This is a genomic window from Flavisolibacter tropicus (genome assembly GCF_001644645.1).
Lineage (GTDB): Bacteria > Bacteroidota > Bacteroidia > Chitinophagales > Chitinophagaceae > Flavisolibacter > Flavisolibacter tropicus.
The window spans coordinates 634,921-654,288 of record NZ_CP011390.1 but is presented as its reverse complement, the minus strand read 5'-3'; the positions used below and the strand labels follow the sequence as shown (position 1 = coordinate 654,288).

Here is a 19,368-nt window from a genome sequence, read left to right as displayed (position 1 = left end):
AGTAATCAGTCATAGCGTAACCTACTATTATGGAGCAACCTTTAACGCAACATATAAACGCAAATCGTCCACCGCTTTCCCTTAAAGAGTACGAGAAGGTAGGTGGCTATTCAGCTGTTCGAAAGGTTTTACAGCAAAAGGACCCAGCTGGGGTTCAGAAACTAGTACAAGACAGTAATTTGAAAGGCCGTGGTGGTGCAGGCTTTAGCACTGGTATGAAGTGGAGCTTTGTCCCTATGGGTCCAGATGCTCCTCACCCCAAGTACCTTATTGCTAACGCAGATGAAATGGAGCCCGGTACTTTTAAAGACCGGTTGTTATTGGAAGGAAATCCACATCAACTGATTGAAGGTATGATCGTGGCCGCATATGCTATTCAGGCAGATATCTCATATGTTTTCTTAAGATGGGCCTACAAGGAAGCCGCGACATTAATACTTAAAAGCATTTCGGAAGCGTATGAAGCAGGCTATTTGGGTAAGAATATTTTAGGAAGTGACTGGTCTTTAGAAATGCACTTGCATACAGGTGTGGGCCGTTATATGTGTGGCGAAGAAACAGCTTTGTTAAATGCACTGGAAGGCAAGCGTGCAACACCCAGAGCCAAACCTCCTTTCCCTCAAGTAAGTGGGCTATTTGGCAAGCCTACTATTGTGAATAATGTTGAAACCTTTTGCTGCTTACCACATATTATAAATAATGGCGCAGATTGGTTCAAGGGTCTAAGTAATAGCGAGGATGCAGGAACAAAGATTTATGGTGTAAGTGGAAGAGTTAAACGCCCCGGAGCTTGGGAGCTACCTATGGGAATTACCATGCGAGAACTCCTGGAAAATTATGCCGGTGGAATGTTAGATGGCTATCAATTCAGAGGCGTATTGCCCGGAGGAGCGTCTACTGATTTTTAACAGCTGAACACCTGGATATTAAGCTAGACTTCAAATCGGTAGCAGCTGCTGGAAGCCGATTAGGAACGGGTACAATGGTCGTTTTAGACGATGCCACATGCCCTGTTGGCTTTGTTCATAACCTGCAGCACTTTTTTGCTCAAGAAAGTTGTGGTTGGTGTACACCATGTAGAGAAGGATTGCCTTGGATTGAAAAGATCTTATTAAGAATTGAAAATGGCACAGGACAATTAAGTGATCTGGACTTATTAGAGCTGCATACAAAAATGTTAGGTCCTGGAAATACATTTTGCGCCTTGGCACCTGGAGCAATGGAACCTTTGCAAAGTGCCTTGAAATATTTCAAAGAAGATTTTATTCAGCATATTGTTCAAGGCAGATGTCCTTGGCATGAAACGCACCATTCAACGCAACAAGATAGGAGGCAAATGATTATTGAATAACCCTAAACTGTCCAAAATGATTAATCCAGATGCAAATAAACAGATAGTCAATCGTTACAATAAGGAATTTATAGAGGAAGATAATATTCAAACATTGTATGAACTTATAGATCCAGACTTTATAAATCACTCCTATCCAATTGATGTCGGAAGAGGACCAGATGGTGTTCTTTATTTTTTCAATTTCTTCCTACGAAAAGCATTCCCGGATATAAAAATTGAAATTTATGACCAGATAGCAGAAGGAGATAAAGTAGTTACACATAAATCCATTCATGCTACACATAAAGGCAACTTTCTAGATATGGCAGCAACAAACAAAGAAGTTCTTATAGATATTATTGACATCTCTAGATTAAGAAATGGCAAGATCATAGAACAGTGGAGCTTAATGGATTTAGATAAAGTAATGGCACAGATAGACGACCAGGAAAAAGTGTTTTGAAAGCAATAGGAAAATCGAATCTCTTGCAATAACCGGTAACCCAGGCTCTATGAAAATGAATAACCATCATTTATATAGACATGCCTACTATTTACATTGATAAGGTTCCGTATAACGTTAAAGCAGGTAAAACACTTTTAGAGGCCTGCCTGACGCTTGGCTTTAATCTGCCCTATTTCTGTTGGCACCCGGCAATGGGAAGTGTAGGTGCATGTCGGCAATGTGCTGTTAAAGTATTTAAAGACAGCTCAGATACACAAGGGCGACTGATAATGAGCTGCATGGAGGAAGTAAAGGAAGGACAATACTTGTCTATATCTGACCCAACAGCAGAAGCTTTCCGAGAGCAAGTCATTGAATGGCTAATGACCAATCACCCACACGATTGTCCGGTTTGTGATGAAGGTGGCAGTTGTCATCTGCAGGATATGACTGTTATGACGGGCCATGATTACAGGCGTTACGAGTTTAAAAAACGCACCTATCGTAATCAATACCTCGGCCCATTGATCCATCATGAAATGAACCGGTGCATTCAGTGCTATCGCTGTGTTCGCTACTACCACGATTATGCAGGTGGAAATGATTTGAATGTATTTTCTGCCCATAATCATGTTTATTTTGGTAGAGAAAAAGATGGCGTTTTAGAAAGCCCATTTAGTGGAAACCTAGCAGAGGTTTGTCCAACAGGAGTATTTACCGATAAAACACTAAAAGAACACTACACCCGGAAATGGGACCTAACCATGTCTCCATCCATTTGCCACCACTGCAGTGTTGGCTGTAATACAATTGCAGGCGAACGCTACGGAGAAGTAAGATGTGTTGTAAACCGGTATAATGGAGAAGTAAATGGTTATTTCTTGTGTGACCGAGGACGTTTTGGTTACGAGTTTGTAAATAGTGAAAACAGGGTACAACGTCCCTTAATTCGCCATCAAAGAAATGAAGCGGTAAGCGATGCCGAATTAAGCATTCAGCTTAGAACAACACTTTCCAACACTAATATTATTGGAATTGGGTCACCAAGAGCTTCTTTAGAAAGCAACTTTGCACTTCGTCAATTGGTAGGCAGTGATAATTTTTATCAAGGTGTTTCAGAAGATGAAGCTTATTTAAATCGCAAAGTTTTGCAGCTTTTAAATTTTGGTGAGGTTCAAACGGCCTCTTTAAAAGAGATTGAAAGCGCTGATGCCGTATTGATATTAGGTGAAGACATTTGGAATACGGCACCTATGATGGCATTAGCCGTTCGGCAGGCTGTTAAAAAAACAGCTGCACTTCAAGTTTCTCAAAAAGGTCATTTACCATTATGGAATGATGCAGCTATTAAAGAACAAGTGCAGGAATCAAATGGGTTTCTGGCCAATATAACCATAGCAGGTAGTCCATTAGATGAAATAACAACAGAAACCTGTTATGCTGCGCCAGATGATATCGCCCGATTAGGCTTTGCAATTGCTCATGAATTAAATGACTCATTGCCTTCAGTTTCAAACTTAAGCGAAGAGCTTACCCAAAAGGTTGCCAGTATTGCCCATGCTTTACGCCAGGCACAACATCCTGTTATTATTAGTGGCATTACATGCTTTAACGAAGGGATTGTTAAAGCAGCATTTGATATTGCTGCCACATTAAATTCCCCAGAGAGAAAAGCCAAACTTGCCTATATAATGCAAGAGTGCAATAGTGTGGGATTAACCATGATGCAAGCACCTTTCCTACAAGAGGCTATTTCTAGACTCAAGCGACAAGAAGAAACCACAGTAGTCATTTTAGAAAATGACTTGTACCATTCTACTAACGCCCCTATTGCAGATGAACTTTTCAAGTTAAGTGGAAAGGTGATCGTAATAGATCACCTGCACAATAGAACAACCGAAAAAGCGGATATACTAATTCCCGCGGCCACATTTGCTGAAGCTGATGGAACACTCATTAATTATGAAGGTCGGGCACAAAGGTTCTATCAGGTTTTCATGCCAGATAATCCTTTCATAAAGGAAAGCTGGAGATGGCTGAGTGAAATGTTATTGATAAAAAACGGTACAAGTAATGGCAAGCATATTTATTTGGACCGGTTTGAAGAACAGCTGGAAGCGGCGTTACCACAATTCAAAGGATTAACAAAAGTAGCTCCATCGCATAATTTTACTATTCATGGAGAGCGCATTCCCAGGCAGCCACATCGATATAGTGGCCGAACAGCTATGCGTGCGAATATACAAGTAAGTGAGCCTAAGCCTTTACAAGACAATGACTCACCCCTCTCTTTTACAATGGAGGGATTAAAAGGCTATCCCCCATCACCATTAATACCGTTTTTTTGGTCACCTGGATGGAACTCTGTACAATCAGTATTAAAGTACCAGGAGGAGCCTGGTGGTAGTTTACGTGGTGGAGACCCTGGTATTCGACTCTTAAATGGCAAAAAAGAGCAGAAGTCAATTTTATTTAAAGATATACCGGAAGCTTTTAAAGCAAGAAGTGAGAAATGGTTGCTATTGCCTCAATACCACGTACTTGGTTCAGGAGAATTAAGCAGCTATACAAAAGCACTTGCATCACTTTCTCCTGAGCCTTTTGTTAGCATTTCAGTACATGATGCTGAACAATTGAGTATCAAAGAAGGTGGCTGGATTAAACTTTTAACGGAAGGAAATGAATATTCATTTCCAGTAAAAATAAATAACCATTTAAGTAATGGGTTAGTATTAGTAAGTGCTGGTTTAAAGGATAGAGGTGCTTTGAGTTGGGGCAACTGGTCAAAAATTGAAAAAGTAGAAGAAAAGTGAAGAGATTCATCTGATAAATAGCTATAGCCATGACTACCATGCAACATGTTTGGATTGTATTAGGCGTTTTATTTGTTCTGCTAAATATTGCGGCAGGGTTAATATGGGTAGAGCGCAGGATGCTGGCTTTATGGCAAGAAAGGCTTGGTCCTAACCGTGCTGGACCTTTTGGGATACTAATTGTTTTGGCAGATACGCTAAAACTCTTTTTTAAAGAAGATTGGATCCCTCCTTTCGCAGATAAGTGGGTATTTATTACAGCACCTGCTATAGTAGTAGCAAGTGTATTAATGAGTTTCGTTATTATTCCTTTTGCGCCTAATATTGTTGTAGCGGATTTGAATATTGGCATACTGTTTTTTTTAGCCATGTCTTCACTAGGTGTATTTAGCATTATACTAGGCGGTTGGGCCTCTAATAATAAATATTCCTTGTTGGGCGCCTTGAGAGGTGCTTCACAAATGATAGCTTATGAGGTCTTCATGGGACTAAGCTTAATGGGTGTAGTCATGTTAACAGGTTCTTTTAAATTAAGCGATATTGTTGCAGCCCAACAGGATATGTGGTTTATTGTTAAACAACCTGTAGCTGCGGTTATTTTCCTGATCGCAGGAATAGCAGAAACCCATCGCCTACCATTTGATATACCAGAAGCAGAAAGCGAATTAATAGCCGGTTACCATGCTGAATATTCAGGAATGAAGTTCGGAATGTTCTTTATTGGTGAATACTTGGGTATTACACTTATATCGGCAATGATGACTACCTTATTTTTTGGAGGTTGGCTTGGTCCTGCATTCCTACCACCATGGGTTTGGTTCTTTTTAAAAACATTTGCTTTTATTCTCTTCTTTATCCTATTGAGAGCTTCCCTACCCCGTCCCCGCTATGATCAATTGATGGAATATGGCTGGAAAGTATTGCTGCCATTGGTTTTATTGAATTTACTAGTTACTGGAGGAATAGCACTTTGGCTGAGAGATCACTAGTTTTTTGTTGATTAGAACTATGTACTAATTATTAAAAACAACAAGTATGATTAGTCACGTCCGGACAATATGGTTAACCTTCTTACACATTTTTAAAAAGAAGGCCACTATAGAGTATCCTGAAAAAAAAGTAGAACTACATCCACGTTGGAGAGGTCGTATAGTTTTAACGAAAGATCCGGACGGCGGTGAACGCTGTGTGGGTTGTTATCTCTGTGCAGCAGCCTGCCCAGTAGATTGCATTGCCTTGCAGGCTACTGAAGATGAAAATGGAAGACGATATCCAGAGTTCTTCCGTATTAATTTTTCCCGTTGCATTTTTTGTGGTTACTGTGAAGAGGCTTGTCCAACATACGCAATTCAGTTGATCCCTGACTTTGAAATGGCGGAGTACAAAAGACAAAACCTGGTTTTTGAAAAGGAAGATCTATTGATAAATAGTGAAGGAAAGTATCCTGGTTATAATTTTTATCGGGTGGCAGGCATGGAAGCCGGAGTAAAAGCAAAAGGTCAAGGGGAACAGGAAGAAACTCCAGTTGATACGCATAGTTTATTACCCTAAGATTCAGAATATATTTTAAACCACTTACAGACACTTGTAAATATGCGGAATAAAACTCACCACTCACCACTCACCACTCACCCACATTGATCATGTCTTTGCTTTTCTACATATCATCCTTTATTGCAGTATTGGCTACATTAATGGTTATTACACGCCATCAGCCTATTCATGCGCTTTTGTACCTGGTTGTTTCTTTCATGGCTGTATCAATGATCTTTTTATCGTTAGGAGCCCCTTTTATTGCTGCGTTGGAAGTCATTTTATATGCAGGAGCTATTGTTGTGCTGTTAATATTCGTGGTAATGATGCTAAATCTTGGAAAAGAGACAGCAAAACAGGAAAAACAATGGTTACAACCAAAAGTTTGGGCAGGTCCATCTATACTAGCCTTAATACTCCTCGCAGAGTTAGGGGCGCTTTTGTTAAAGGCAAGCCCAGCTTCTATGAATATAACAGTTGTTGATGCCCGCCAGGTTTCGTTATCGCTTTATCGCGAATACATTATAGCAGTTGAGTTAGCTGGTTTTTTATTGATGGCAGGAATTGTTGGCGCAGCTCATATTGGCAAACACTCTAAAAAGCATTTGCACCGCTTTTTACAAAATGAAGGAACTATGGAAAAACCAGCAAATAATGCAAAGTCCATTGTTATTCTTGATAAAGAGTCATCAACGCAAATGCCAATAGCTAATGAAAATAGTAAGCGTGGTCGTTAGAAGTAAGTAGAAAGATTTTAATAGAATTCAAACCCTATTGAACTAAAACTTATGAACTTCTGATAAAAAACTAATGAATATGCCAATCACAGCGCAAGCCATTTTAATTGTGGCAGCTATTCTTTTTATCCTGGGACTTGTTGGTGTTCTTACCAGAAAGAATATCATTTTTATCCTGGTCTCTTTAGAGATCATGCTGAATGCTGCTGGTATGGCATTTATAGCAGCCGGTGCTAAATGGGGACAACCGGATGGCCAAATAATGTTTCTTTTTATACTAGCTATGGCTGCTTCGGAGGTTTCAGTAGGCCTAGCATTAATAATGCAAGCCTATCACCAGCATAAAACCTTGGATGTAGATCAATTGACAGCTTTAAGAGACGAACCAGTTACTATTTAAGAGTTAAAAGGAGTAGTCAACACAAAGCCGTCTTACACTATAAAGCACGTTGTATGTACAACTTTCTGGCATTTATTCCGTTGTTACCTTTTTTGGGATTCTTTATCCTGTTTCTTGCGGGACGCTATTTGTCTAGAACAATGATTGCCATAATAGGTACAGGAACAATAAGTATTGCAGCCTTGCTTACCATTGTTTTATGGATTCAGTATTTACAATCTCCGCCTCCCAATGGTGCTTACACTCAAACATTATGGCATTGGTTTAATACATCCAGCTTCTCCAGCACTATTACCTTGCGACTCGACTCTTTGTCATTAACTTTTGTTTTCGTAATCACATTTGTAGGGGCATTAATTCATCTCTATTCGGCTGCTTTTATGCAACACGACAGAGACTATGCCCGCTTCTTTGCTTCCATGAATTTATTTGTCTGCTCCATGCTGATACTAGTATTAGCAGATAATCTTTTGTTGCTGTATTTAGGATGGGAAGGTGTAGGGTTATGCAGTTACTTATTAATTGGCTTCTGGTATGAGACACCCGCCAATAATAGAGCAGCAAACAAAGCTTTCTACCTTACACGCATCGGGGATACAGCCATGGCAATTGGTCTATTTTTAATATTCCAGGAACTAGGCACTTTAGATATACAACAGATAGCAGCTTCTGCTCCGATGCATTTCAATATTGGTTCACCAACAATCACAGCTATAGCATTACTTCTATTGGCAGGTGGTATTGGAAAATCAGCACAACTACCATTGCAAACCTGGCTTCCAGATGCCATGGCTGGCCCATCGCCAGTAAGTGCATTGATTCATGCCGCAACCATGGTAACAGCAGGTGTTTATCTTATTGCTCGCATGCATATTGTTTTTCAACTAGCTCCAATAGCCATGAATATTACCGCTGTAATTGGCGCTCTTACTTTATTGGTTGCTGGTTGTAGTGCAATGGTACAAACAGATATTAAGCGCATTCTGGCATATTCCACTATGAGTCAGATAGGTTATATGTTCCTGGCATTAGGTGTAGGCGCATGGGGTGCAGCTATCTTTCACTTTTTTACACATGCCTTTTTCAAAGCCCTTCTATTCTTAGCTGCTGGGGCAATTATCGAAACACTACATCATGAACACAATATTTTCAGAATGGGTGGTTTACGTACAAGGCTCCCCCTGGTGTTTTGGACGTTCCTTGCAGGTGCAGCAGCTTTGGCGGCCTTGCCATTTATAACCTCAGGCTTTTTTAGTAAAGACCAGATTCTTTGGTATTCCTTGACGGCCAACAATGGCAATCCCCTGCTATGGCTAATCGCTTTAAGTGGCGCGCTCATTACAGCTTTTTATACGACACGCCTCATATTGGTTGTTTTCTGGGGTGAGCCTAAAACGCACATTGGCGCACCACCTAATGGATTAATGACCATACCGCTTCTGATTCTTGCAATACTAAGTCTTACTGCAGGTTTTATTGAATGGCCACATAATATGATCCATTTGACTTTGTTTTCAAATTTTGTACAAAACACCCTACCGGCAACTATAGTAAACGAAACTGCAATTCCAGAAGCTATTGTCCAACTCATTGCTATTCTAGCAACTTTAAGTGGCGTTTACATTGGCTATCTGCTTTACTACCGAAACCTTTCAATAGTGGAAAGATGGAAGCAGTCACAGGGAATGGAGAGTCTCCGCAGCTTTTTATTGGATGGATGGCGATTTGATCATTTTTACAATTGGCTTTTTGTACGCCCTTTTTTATTCCTCACAAGCATCAATAAATCCGATCTGTTTGATCAAATAAATAAAGGAATTGCCTCTGGTAGTCGTTGGATGAATCAATTAATCTCTACCACACAGAATGGTTCCTTACGTTGGTACCTGGCTGGCGTACTGTTCGGTATTTTATTCATTTTAACCTTACAGCTTTTGCTATGATATTAATAATGATAATAACAACCTTGCTCTTAGGAGGCATCCTTTGCTGGCTGTTTGATCGTTGGGCGCCAGATTTGGTTAAATGGATTGCATTGGTAAGTGTTCTCACATGCCTTGTTCTGGGGTGTAGTTTATGGATATATAAACCTGATCTTCCTATAAATGCAAACACGTGGCTGGTGAATTATCAAGCCAGCTGGATTCCTACATTTGGTATTGGATTTCATTTAGCCATTGACGGCCTAAGTCTTGTATTGTTACTCTTAACTTTTTTCTTAGGAAGTTTGGCTGTTTTATGTTCCTGGAACGAAATACAACAAAGAGTCGGCTTTTACTTTTTCAATCTCCTCTGGACATTAGCTGGCATTTGTGGCGTCTTTATGGCACTTGATCTATTCCTGTTTTATTTCTTCTGGGAGATCATGCTAATACCTATGTATTTTTTGATTTCCCTTTGGGGAGATAATAACCGACGCTATGCTGCTTTTAAATTTTTCATTTTTACACAGGTCGGTGGTTTATTAATGTTGGTAGCAATACTTGCTTTATACTTTATGCATGGAGCACAAACTGGGATTTACTCATTTGATTATGAAAGTTTACTAACTACTTCAATAAGGCCATCTACAGCCCGATGGCTTCTATTGGGATTTATGATAGCTTTTGTCATCAAACTACCAATGGTACCCTTTCACAATTGGTTGCCAGATGCACATAGTGAAGCACCAACAGCAGGCAGTTTGATCTTGGCTGGACTATTACTTAAAACAGGAGCGTATGGTATCATCCGGTTTGTACTTCCTTTTTTCCCTCAAGCATCTATAGAAGTAGCCTGGTTGGCCATGTTTCTGGGAGTAGTCGGCATTGTATATGGAGCTATGCTGGCATTTGCACAAACAGATATAAAGCGGCTGATCGCATACACTTCAGTAAGCCATATGGGCTTTGTTCTAGTAGGCATTTTTGCTTTTCGGGAAATGGCCATGCAGGGAGTGATTATGCAAATGATCACCCATGGTATTAGTACAGGCGCGCTTTTCTTATTAGCAGGAATGATAAAAGAGCGGCTTCACACAAGAGATATTGGCCAGATGGGAGGACTTTGGACTTCCATGCCAGCTATGGGAAGTATAGCGATGATCTTTACTATGGCCTCTTTAGGTTTACCCGCATTAGGAAACTTCATAGCTGAATTCCTCATTTTAATGAGTGCCTTTACAGTCAATGTCCCACTTACGATCATTGCTACGCTAGGCTTGGTATTTTCTGCTTTGTACTCCTTGCGCTTAATGCAAAAAGTATTCTTAGGTACAAATATCAGTGAGCGGCATATTAATGATCTGTCCATAAGAGAGATCATTATACTTTCCTCTTTAACAATTGCGATTGTTTTACTTGGCTTATATCCGCAACTAGTATTTGATATGACGAGAAATGTTGTACTACAATTTGTCAGTAGTGGCGAGTCTGTAGTAATAAATTGACAATCATCTTAAACATTCATAAATAAATGTTTTGCTATGAATGAAGTCCAATTTTATGCTTTATTACCCTTTACGTTGCTTGCAGCAGCTTCCATTATAGTAATTCTATTAATTGCTTTTAAACAGAGCCATACAGTTATACAAATAACAGGCTTTGTAATGATGTGCCTGGTAATTTTTACAATGTGGTATGTGCGAGACTTGCTCCCTGTAAAACTAGATCCATTATTTATTGTAGATGGCTTTGCTGCCCTATTTACAGGTTTGATTGTTCTTTCCGTACTCGCTATCGGGTTGCTTTCATATATCTACTTTGAAGAACGTGAAGAGAACCCTAAGGAATATTACATTCTTTTGTTCCTAAGTACATTAGGATCAGCTATACTAACCATCAGCCAGCATTTTATTTCATTCTTTATTGGATTGGAAATATTAAGCGTAAGTCTTTACGCGTTAATAGCTTATTTGCGTAATCGAAATAATGCGATTGAGGCCGGTATGAAGTACCTGGTATTGGCAGCACTATCATCAGCTTTTCTTTTATTTGGTATGGCGTTGATCTATATGGAAACAGGTAGCATGTATTTTAGCAACATAGCACATCATTTAGCTACTCAGCCTACTTCTGGCTTATTTATAACAGGTATTGGGTTGATGGTAGTAGCCATTGGTTTTAAATTAGCACTGGTTCCATTTCATTTATGGGCTGCAGATGTTTACCAGGGGGCACCAGCTCCAGTTACAGCTTTTATTGCAACAGTTTCCAAAATTGGCGTGTTTGCCGTATTGCTTCGTTTTGGACTAGCCGTATCACTACAAACATTTTCTTTAGCTCAGTTGATATTTATAGTAATTGCTGTTATTACCATGATCAGTGGTAATATACTGGCACTTTTGCAGAATAATATTAAACGCCTCTTAGCCTACTCCTCTATTGCTCATCTGGGCTATCTGCTTGTTGCTTTTTTGCCGGGCAATGAGGCCGGTGTAGAAGCTGCAGTTTTTTATCTATTGGCTTATTCAATTACTATTCTTGCTGCTTTTGGCGTTATAACGCTCTTATCTAATCGACAACGGGATGCAGAAGACTTAGAATTCTATAGAGGATTATTTTGGAGAAATCCGGTTATGGCAACTGTTCTAGCCTTTGCACTCCTTTCTTTAGCAGGTATTCCTCTAACCGCTGGTTTTATTGGAAAGTTCTATGTACTAGCCTCTGGCGTACAACAAACATTATGGTTACCGGTTATTACACTGGTACTTACAAGTGTATTTGGAGCGTTTTATTACCTGCGGGTAATAAGTATACTTTTTGCTGAATCAGCTCCTGCTTTAATGAATGAAAACAGATTGCATCCTTTCTTTTATTACAGCACTTATACAGCACTAATAACGCTGACCTTATTGTTGATAGGTCTTGGTGTTTATCCCAGAATTGCTATTGATAGTATTAAAGCATTTCTTCTAATTAGGTAAGTACTATGAAATCAGGTATAATGACCCAATTCTAAATGGATTTCCATAGAATTGAAAACACTTTCACCTGGAACTTTATTCCTTCTTTCTAGATAAATCTTTTATTGCGTCTTGCACATTTAGATATTGAAATTGAAACCCCAAGTTCAAAAGACGCTTAGGATATACCCATCGACTTTTTAAAACTAGTTCCGTTTCTGTGCCAATTAGAATAGCACCTATTTCTAATAACCACTGTGGCGTATTAATGCCAATGGGTACGCGATATGCTTTTCGTAATAATTGCATAAACGACTTATTAGTAACCGCCTCTGGAGCAGAAACGTTAAGTACGCCGTTAAATGATTCATTCAACAATATCCATTCAGTAATTCTTGCAAAATCCTGTTCGTGAATCCAGGAAACATATTGATTCCCCTTGCCTTGACAGCCCCCTATTCCGGAAAGCACAAGATTTTTTAGGCGGGGAAATACACCATCCTTACATCCTAGAACCATACTAACTCGTAAGACTACTTTTCGTACTCCTGGCACTTCTGCTTTCATAAAGCACGCTTCCCAGGCTTTACAAACTTCAACAGAAAAGTCTTCCCCTATTTCGCCGTTTTCCTCATCCTGGTATCTATCCTCTGCATGTCGGTAAATAGTAGCAGATGCACACTGAAGCCATAGTTTAGGTGGATGCGTTAAATCCATTATAGCCGCAGCAAGCAATTCGGTTGGTAAAATGCGGGAGCTTAAAATAGCTCGCCGATTTTCAGGGGTATACCGGCAGTTTACATTTTTGCCACAAAGGTTAACCAATAGATCGGCTCCTTCCAATTGCTTTACCCACTCACCTTTCGTTTCTGCGTCCCATTGATGATAAGTTATATTCCCATTGGTAGCATTAGCTTTTCGGCTCAAAATAATGATCTCTTTAGCCTTATCCTTATAATAATCAGCCAACACTTGGCCTAAATAACCCGAACCGCCTGCTAGTATTATTTTATTGTACATAGAGTTGAATTATAAAATGAAGATCAATACAATACATCTGTATAAAACCCAACTGGCTGTCAGCAACCATGGCAATTGAAGCAATTTTGTACGTCGAATATGTTCTAGAAACATCAATCCGACTACGACAAAAAAGAGAATTATGGCAATCAAACTATTATAGGTAATAAACAGTGATTGAAACAAAAGACATATACTCAAAAGCAAGGCACCAGCAAAAGAGATGGTCATCATGTTACCGAGGTAATCCCAAATTTTCTTTCGATTAAAGCAATAGAGAATTGCTCCTTGCCATAACATTTGCCCGCCACAAATGAAAAGCTCTCGTGCAATAGTAGAGGGTGGTAATAATTCAGTGAATGTCTTGCTATAGGCATTTAGCACAAGAGCAGTAAAAAGCCAGGTTAAAAGCAAATAAGCAATGCGATAACCTTTATGAAGTGAAGGCTCATGTTGCTCTTCTTGTTTATGCAGGGCTGGCATTATAATACGCCGGTTATACGACACAAACCGATACGCTTTGGTAGCCAGCCAGTTAAAAACCTTGAATTGGAATACGAGTTTAAAAACAGGAAACCGTTGCGATAATATTTTGATTAAACTGTTTACTCCATAGGTTACTTCACCAGTCTTTTTATTAACCAGGGCAATTTCATTAACAGCTCGTTTTGCGTCTATGTTACAAGTAAATTGTTTAGGCATATTTTGGTAGGATGCTCTACCCTGTTTATCCAAAAACTTATATTTCACAAAGGCGCTTGTATATAAATTACACATAGGGCAGGCCTCATCATAAAGTATAACATGTTCTCTCAATGTTTTCATACTTTCAATATTTTTTGAAATATAGGAATCAAAAAAAAGCTATTTTAATAGCTTTAGAATAGCACCAAAAAACCAGTTCTCATCTGCCTTTAACATTGATTCGGCACTCTTATCAATCTTTGTGGCAAAGCCATGAATATCTTTTACTGTTTTCAAAAAACGGGCACTCTCTGCCGAACTCTTATCTTCAATATCCTGCAATTCTTTTAACTCACGTAATACAGGTTCTATTTCTCTTTTCTTTCTCTCGCGGGCTATACGTTTAGCAATTTCCCATACATCCTTTTCGGCCTTAAAATATTCTTTACGATCACCAGGAACCAGTTCTTTATAAATAAGATCCCAATTCATTAGCTCACGTAAATTCATATTAGCATTACCCCTTGAGATACTTAGCTCTTCCATTACATCTTCAGTACTTAAAAGCTTGTCAGTAACTAAAAGCAAGGCATGTACTTGAGCCATCGTGCGATTGATCCCCCACTCTGTACCTAACCTCGCCCATGTTTGTATGAATTGACGCTTAGCCTCTTGCAACTTCATAAAGTAAAAATAATATTAATTTCTTAACTTTCAAATATTATTGAAAGTTTAATAAGGAAATGTGGTATGATTTTATAAATACACTTACACTAATTATGAAACGGAAAATTTTAATCACCCTATTGGTCTTATTTATTGCTATTCAATTTATCAGACCTAAAGCCAATAATGGTGCTGCACTTCAAAGTACAGACTATACGCATTATGTATCAGTTCCTACCAATGTTCAACAGTTATTAGAGAAGTCTTGTTACGATTGCCACTCTAATCATACCAATTACCCATGGTATAGCTATATCAACCCTGTAGGGCTATGGCTGAATAATCACATAGATGACGGAAAAAGAGAGATTAATTTTTCTGATTTTTCAAAATGGGATAAAAAGAAAATGGCTCATAAACTACAGGAAGTAGCGGAACAAGTAGAGAAAGGTGATATGCCCTTAAAATCATATACCCTAATTCATACAGATGCCAAATTGAATGAACAGGAACGTAATATCATTATTCAATGGGCCAAAGGAGAACAAGAGCGTTTGAGTAAACCGTAACGCTTATTGCCTTAAATAATCAACGCCATTTGTAAAATTTCATTATTTAAGTTCCCGGTTAAGTATTTCCGTGAACTTTTTTGATTGAGAATCAAAGTGTCTTTAGGATTTAGTACAGACACTTTGATCCTTGTTTATTAATACAATAATCTAACCTTAATAGTTTCAGGCACAGCTCTCAATAGTTTGGCAGCTTGCTGCGATAACTGTTTATCTACATCCACTACCACATAACCAATCTCCTCATTGGTTTTCAGATACTGCCCTACGATATTGATCTTATATTTTGAAAGCTGCCCGTTAATTTGTGATAATACACCAGGTACATTTCGGTGAACGTGTAGGATTCTATGGGCGCCTTCCTGAGGAGGAAGTGACAATCCCGGTACGGTATGAGAACCAAGTGTAATACCTTTCTCCAAAAAATTCAGAAGTTTGCTGCTAACATCTTCCCCAATATTTTGTTGTGCTTCTTCTGTCGATCCACCAACATGCGGCGTTAACAATACATTGGGTAAGTTTTGAAGCGGTGTTTCAAAACTATCTCCATTCTTTTCAGGTTCAACAGGAAACACATCAACTGCAGCGCCGCCTATATGACCAGACTCCAACGCTTTACGTAAAGCTGCTAAGTCCACTACCTCTCCCCTGGCATAATTGATCACGATCGCCCCTTTCTTACAGTACTTCAGGTTATTTTTATTTAATAACCCTTTTGTTTGAGCCGTTTCAGGTACATGTAGTGTAATGATGTCTGCTTTACTCATCAGTTCCTTCAATGAACGGGCATCAACCGCATTTCCTAAGGGTAGTTTGGTTTCCACATCATAAAATAACACCTTCATACCCAAGGCCTCAGCCAATACGCTCACTTGCGTTCCAATATTACCATATCCTATTATGCCTAAAGTTTTACCTCTAAGCTCATAGCTGCCACTCGCTTCCTTTTGCCAGATGCCCAAATGGGCTGCTTTATTTTTATCAGGTATTCTACGGATGAGCATAATTGAAGCGCCTATTACAAGCTCAGCAACTGAGCGTGTATTACTATATGGGGCATTAAAAACCGCTACGCCATGCTGAATCGCGGCATCCAGATTCACCTGATTCACTCCAATACAAAAACAACCAATTGCCTGAAGCTTTTGTGCTGCTTCCAGAACCTTAGGGGTAACACTGGTTTTTGATCGGATGCCTAGAATATGACAATTTCGAATGACTTGAATCAACTCTTCTTCTGGTAAGGCTTTCGTTAGCTTCGTAACCTGGCTGTAACCAGCATTTTTAAAGTTTTTTACAGCATTTTCACTAATGTTTTCTAGCAGCACTACATTAATTTTGTCTTTGGGATAGCTCGTCTTAGGGTCCATAAGCAAATATGCTAAATAAATTTTACTGAATAGTTGCTAGTTTTTTCTAATCAGCTTAATGAAAAATGGTTTGGTTTCTTTTTTGCTATGCTATACCCAATAATTTATTGCATCGAAAACGTAACATCTTATTTTGAAAACTATATTCCTTACCTGCTGCGCTTTTGTGATGTTGTGGGGTTGTAAGTCAGAGAAAAAAGGTAAAGACCTGTTTGCTGCTACTACAATTAGCAAACCACCTACACCTACCCTTCCTGAAGAAGAAAAAAAGAAATACCACGACCTTGTTTCCCATTTTGTAGAATCCACGTTCAAGCGTGGCTCCTTTAACGGATCTATTCTAGTGGCTAAGAATGGGGTTCCCGTATATGAAGCTTACTTAGGATACCAGGATATTCGTAAGAAAACAGATACCCTTACTGAAAATTCGGTGTTCCAAATAGCCTCTACCAGTAAGCCATTTACTGCCGCAGCGGTTTTAAAATTAGCAGAACAAAATAAAATTGATCTTAACGCTCTTGTAAGTCAATATCTGCCAGGCTTCCCTTATCCCGAGGTAACTATTAAATCCTTGCTTACGCACCGCAGTGGTTTGCCTAACTATCTATACTATATGGATAAGGGCGATTGGGATAGAAAAGTACTGGCAACTAATGCAGACGTTATTAATACCTTACAAAACTGGCAGCCCCCGCGAGCCTTTAAGCCTAATACAGCTTTTAATTATTGTAATACCAACTATGTGCTGCTTGCCGCTATAGTAGAAAAGGTAAGCGGAATAACATTCCCTGAGTTTTTAAAACAAAACTTCTTTGAGCCATTGGGTATGACCAATACATATGTTCATACTATACAAGACTCTGCACATACTGTACCATCCTTTGATGGCTACGGTGCGCAATGGGCGTTAGACTTTAGCGATGGCCCTTATGGTGATAAGAATATCTACTCTACTCCAAAAGATCTATTAAAATGGGATCAGGGTTGGTACAATGGCATCATAAGCAATTCTTTAATGGACTCTGCATTTTTGCCTTACAGTAACGAAAAACCGTCTATGCATAATTATGGACTGGGATGGCGTTTATTGATGTTACCAAATGGTAAGAAGGTCATTTACCATCATGGTCGTTGGCATGGATTCAACTCATGCTTTGCACGATTAACAGATGAGAAGGTAACAATCATTGTGCTAACGAATAAATTTAACCGTAGCATCTATGGTATAACTCGTAAAATGTATAACTTGTTTGGCAGTTACGATGAGCATGAGGGACCGGCTGAAGAATAAACCCTACTACGGTGAAGTTATTTACTGCTGAGCAAATAAAACGCTGGGATGCGTTCACCATTCAACATCAAGGCATTTCTTCATTAGAGTTAATGAAACGTGCAGCTACTAAGTGTGTAAACTGGCTCACGGAACATGGATACACCAATTACAACTTTGTTATCTTTTGTGGAAAAGGTAATAATGGCGGTGATGGATTGGCTATTGCCCGGTTACTTGCACAGCAAGGCGAGAATGTAGAGGTATATATTCTTGAGTTTGGTAAAAAAGGCTCCGATGATTTCCAAGCTAATCTGGAGCGTTTACATGATTTACCTGTAACTATAAACTATATACAAGAGGGTGTTTCTCTTCCACCCATTCAGCCCGCATCTGTAGTAATAGATGCTTTGTTTGGCGCTGGGCTTAACAAACCGCTAGAGGGACTAAGCCAAAAATTAGTATACCATATCAATCGATCGGGATCTACTATTATAGCTGTCGATGTTCCTAGCGGACTTTTTCTGAGTCAGTCATCAAAAGGGAATACCATTATTGAAGCCACATTCACGCTTACATTTCAAACTTATAAATTAGGACTTCTATTAGCAGAAAATGCTTCCTATCTGGGTTTGGTGCAAGTACTGAATATTGGCTTAAATATAGAATTTTATGAAGCTGAGCCAACAACCTTTGAAACAATAGACTTTTCACTTGTATCATCTTTATATAAGCCTCGGAATCGTTTTTCACACAAGGGTACATTTGGACACGCACTAATTATAGGTGGCAGTTTTGGGAAGATAGGCGCTGTGGTATTAGCGGCCACAGCTTGCGCTCGCACGGGCTGTGGTCTTACTACTACGTATATGCCTTCCTGTGGATATACTATTATGCAAACAGCTTTACCTGAAGCAATGGCATTAGTAGACAGCGAAGACCGCTTAATTTCACACATACCAACTATAGATTTAAGTACATTTTCAGCAATAGGTTTAGGGCCAGGCTTAGGCACAGCCCCAGCTACTCAGCATGCGGTAGCTGCACTGCTGCAATCAATAAGTAAACCCTTGGTAGTAGATGCAGATGGATTAAATTGTCTTTCTCTCAATAAAGAACTACTGAATCAGCTTCCCTCCTATTCTATTTTAACTCCTCATCCAAAAGAGTTTGATCGCTTGTTTGGAGAAAGCCCTAATGAGGTGGAGCGGATTCAAAAAGCAGTGCAAAATGCGCAAGCCCTACAAGTGATCATAATATTAAAAGGTCACCATACATTGATTGCACTACCCAATGGTAGAGCCTATTTTAATATGACAGGGAATGCCGGCATGGCTAAAGGAGGAAGCGGAGATGTACTTACAGGTATTGTAACATCCTTACTGGCCCAAAGTTATTCACCAGAAACTGCAGCCCTTCTGGGAGTACATCTTCACGGAGCTGCCGGCGATCATAATGCACAGAATCTTACACAAGAAACGATGATCGCATCGGACCTTATTGATTCGCTGAGTTTTGCATTTCGGTATTTACAAAAAGCTTAAAAAGCCCTAAGCAAAAACGTACATAAAAGTTTAATGTAGTTTCTGATTTCTCCATATAAAGAATACCAATTGCAGCACTTCAAAGCTTCCCATGTAATTGTT

The 19,368-nt window shown here is 39.3% G+C and carries 18 protein-coding genes; 14 read left to right on the top strand and 4 right to left on the bottom strand.

Features of this window, described 5'->3' with window-relative positions:
* The first annotated feature begins 29 nt into the window (after positions 1 to 29).
* The 11 genes from SY85_RS02650 (at position 30) to SY85_RS02605 (ending at position 12,164) form a co-directional block, all read left to right on the top strand.
* Entirely contained in the window at positions 30 to 908 is an 879-nt protein-coding gene (locus SY85_RS02650) for a complex I 51 kDa subunit family protein (RefSeq protein ID WP_226998978.1), read from the top strand.
* A 74-nt stretch (positions 909 to 982) separates the two neighbouring features.
* Positions 983 to 1,351, top strand: a complete 369-nt coding sequence (locus tag SY85_RS25825; protein ID WP_226998977.1) for an NADH-ubiquinone oxidoreductase-F iron-sulfur binding region domain-containing protein — start codon at positions 983 to 985, stop codon at positions 1,349 to 1,351.
* Between the two features lie 16 nt (positions 1,352 to 1,367).
* Positions 1,368 to 1,796: an ester cyclase gene (locus SY85_RS02645; protein ID WP_066401676.1), complete on the top strand. Its 429-nt coding sequence runs from the start codon at positions 1,368 to 1,370 to the stop codon at positions 1,794 to 1,796.
* An 80-nt stretch (positions 1,797 to 1,876) separates the two neighbouring features.
* Complete coding sequence (gene nuoG / locus SY85_RS02640) at positions 1,877 to 4,591, top strand: NADH-quinone oxidoreductase subunit NuoG (RefSeq protein WP_066401675.1); 2,715 nt, start codon at positions 1,877 to 1,879, stop codon at positions 4,589 to 4,591.
* Between the two features lie 29 nt (positions 4,592 to 4,620).
* Complete coding sequence (nuoH, locus tag SY85_RS02635) at positions 4,621 to 5,580, top strand: NADH-quinone oxidoreductase subunit NuoH (RefSeq protein ID WP_066401674.1); 960 nt, start codon at positions 4,621 to 4,623, stop codon at positions 5,578 to 5,580.
* A 46-nt stretch (positions 5,581 to 5,626) separates the two neighbouring features.
* Positions 5,627 to 6,142 carry an NADH-quinone oxidoreductase subunit NuoI gene (nuoI, locus tag SY85_RS02630; protein WP_066401673.1) on the top strand — a complete coding sequence of 172 codons (516 nt, stop codon included), beginning with the start codon at positions 5,627 to 5,629 and terminating at the stop codon, positions 6,140 to 6,142.
* Between the two features lie 92 nt (positions 6,143 to 6,234).
* A complete protein-coding gene (nuoJ, locus tag SY85_RS02625) occupies positions 6,235 to 6,861 on the top strand; it encodes an NADH-quinone oxidoreductase subunit J (protein ID WP_066401672.1) in 627 nt (208 codons plus the stop codon).
* Positions 6,862 to 6,940: 79 nt separating this feature from the next.
* Positions 6,941 to 7,261, top strand: coding sequence for an NADH-quinone oxidoreductase subunit NuoK (nuoK, locus tag SY85_RS02620; RefSeq protein ID WP_099459420.1), 321 nt, complete (start codon positions 6,941 to 6,943; stop codon positions 7,259 to 7,261).
* 53 nt (positions 7,262 to 7,314) lie between these two features.
* Positions 7,315 to 9,204: an NADH-quinone oxidoreductase subunit L gene (gene nuoL / locus SY85_RS02615; protein WP_066401670.1), complete on the top strand. Its 1,890-nt coding sequence runs from the start codon at positions 7,315 to 7,317 to the stop codon at positions 9,202 to 9,204.
* A complete protein-coding gene (nuoM, locus tag SY85_RS02610; protein WP_066401669.1) occupies positions 9,201 to 10,688 on the top strand; it encodes an NADH-quinone oxidoreductase subunit M in 1,488 nt (495 codons plus the stop codon). The genes nuoL and nuoM overlap by 4 nt, the downstream gene beginning before the upstream one ends.
* 36 nt (positions 10,689 to 10,724) lie before the next feature.
* Positions 10,725 to 12,164: an NADH-quinone oxidoreductase subunit N gene (locus SY85_RS02605; protein WP_066401668.1), complete on the top strand. Its 1,440-nt coding sequence runs from the start codon at positions 10,725 to 10,727 to the stop codon at positions 12,162 to 12,164.
* A gap of 75 nt (positions 12,165 to 12,239) precedes the next feature.
* Here the strand turns inward: SY85_RS02605 and SY85_RS02600 are convergent, their stop codons facing one another.
* From SY85_RS02600 to SY85_RS02590, 3 genes are read right to left on the bottom strand one after another with little or no spacing between them, the layout of a single operon-like run.
* Complete coding sequence (locus SY85_RS02600) at positions 12,240 to 13,163, bottom strand: TIGR01777 family oxidoreductase (protein ID WP_066401667.1); 924 nt, start codon at positions 13,161 to 13,163, stop codon at positions 12,240 to 12,242.
* Between the two features lie 9 nt (positions 13,164 to 13,172).
* Positions 13,173 to 13,988, bottom strand: coding sequence for a DCC1-like thiol-disulfide oxidoreductase family protein (locus tag SY85_RS02595; protein ID WP_066401666.1), 816 nt, complete (start codon positions 13,986 to 13,988; stop codon positions 13,173 to 13,175).
* A 39-nt stretch (positions 13,989 to 14,027) separates the two neighbouring features.
* The gene (locus tag SY85_RS02590) at positions 14,028 to 14,531 is read right to left on the bottom strand and encodes a GbsR/MarR family transcriptional regulator (protein WP_066401665.1); all 504 of its coding nucleotides are present in this window, start codon (positions 14,529 to 14,531) and stop codon (positions 14,028 to 14,030) included.
* Positions 14,532 to 14,626: 95 nt separating this feature from the next.
* Between SY85_RS02590 and SY85_RS02585 the strand changes: the two genes are divergently transcribed.
* On the top strand, positions 14,627 to 15,082 hold the full coding sequence (locus tag SY85_RS02585; protein WP_066409268.1) for a heme-binding domain-containing protein: 456 nt from the start codon (positions 14,627 to 14,629) through the stop codon (positions 15,080 to 15,082).
* 137 nt (positions 15,083 to 15,219) lie between these two features.
* On the opposite strand, the gene serA is transcribed toward SY85_RS02585, so the two are convergent.
* On the bottom strand, positions 15,220 to 16,452 hold the full coding sequence (gene serA, locus SY85_RS02580) for a phosphoglycerate dehydrogenase (RefSeq protein WP_066401664.1): 1,233 nt from the start codon (positions 16,450 to 16,452) through the stop codon (positions 15,220 to 15,222).
* A 133-nt stretch (positions 16,453 to 16,585) separates the two neighbouring features.
* Between serA and SY85_RS02575 the strand changes: the two genes are divergently transcribed.
* Both SY85_RS02575 and SY85_RS02570 read left to right on the top strand, forming a co-directional pair.
* A complete protein-coding gene (locus SY85_RS02575; RefSeq protein WP_148661100.1) occupies positions 16,586 to 17,743 on the top strand; it encodes a serine hydrolase domain-containing protein in 1,158 nt (385 codons plus the stop codon).
* Between the two features lie 11 nt (positions 17,744 to 17,754).
* Positions 17,755 to 19,266, top strand: a complete 1,512-nt coding sequence (locus SY85_RS02570) for a bifunctional ADP-dependent NAD(P)H-hydrate dehydratase/NAD(P)H-hydrate epimerase (protein ID WP_066401662.1) — start codon at positions 17,755 to 17,757, stop codon at positions 19,264 to 19,266.
* The last annotated feature ends 102 nt before the right edge of the window (positions 19,267 to 19,368 follow it).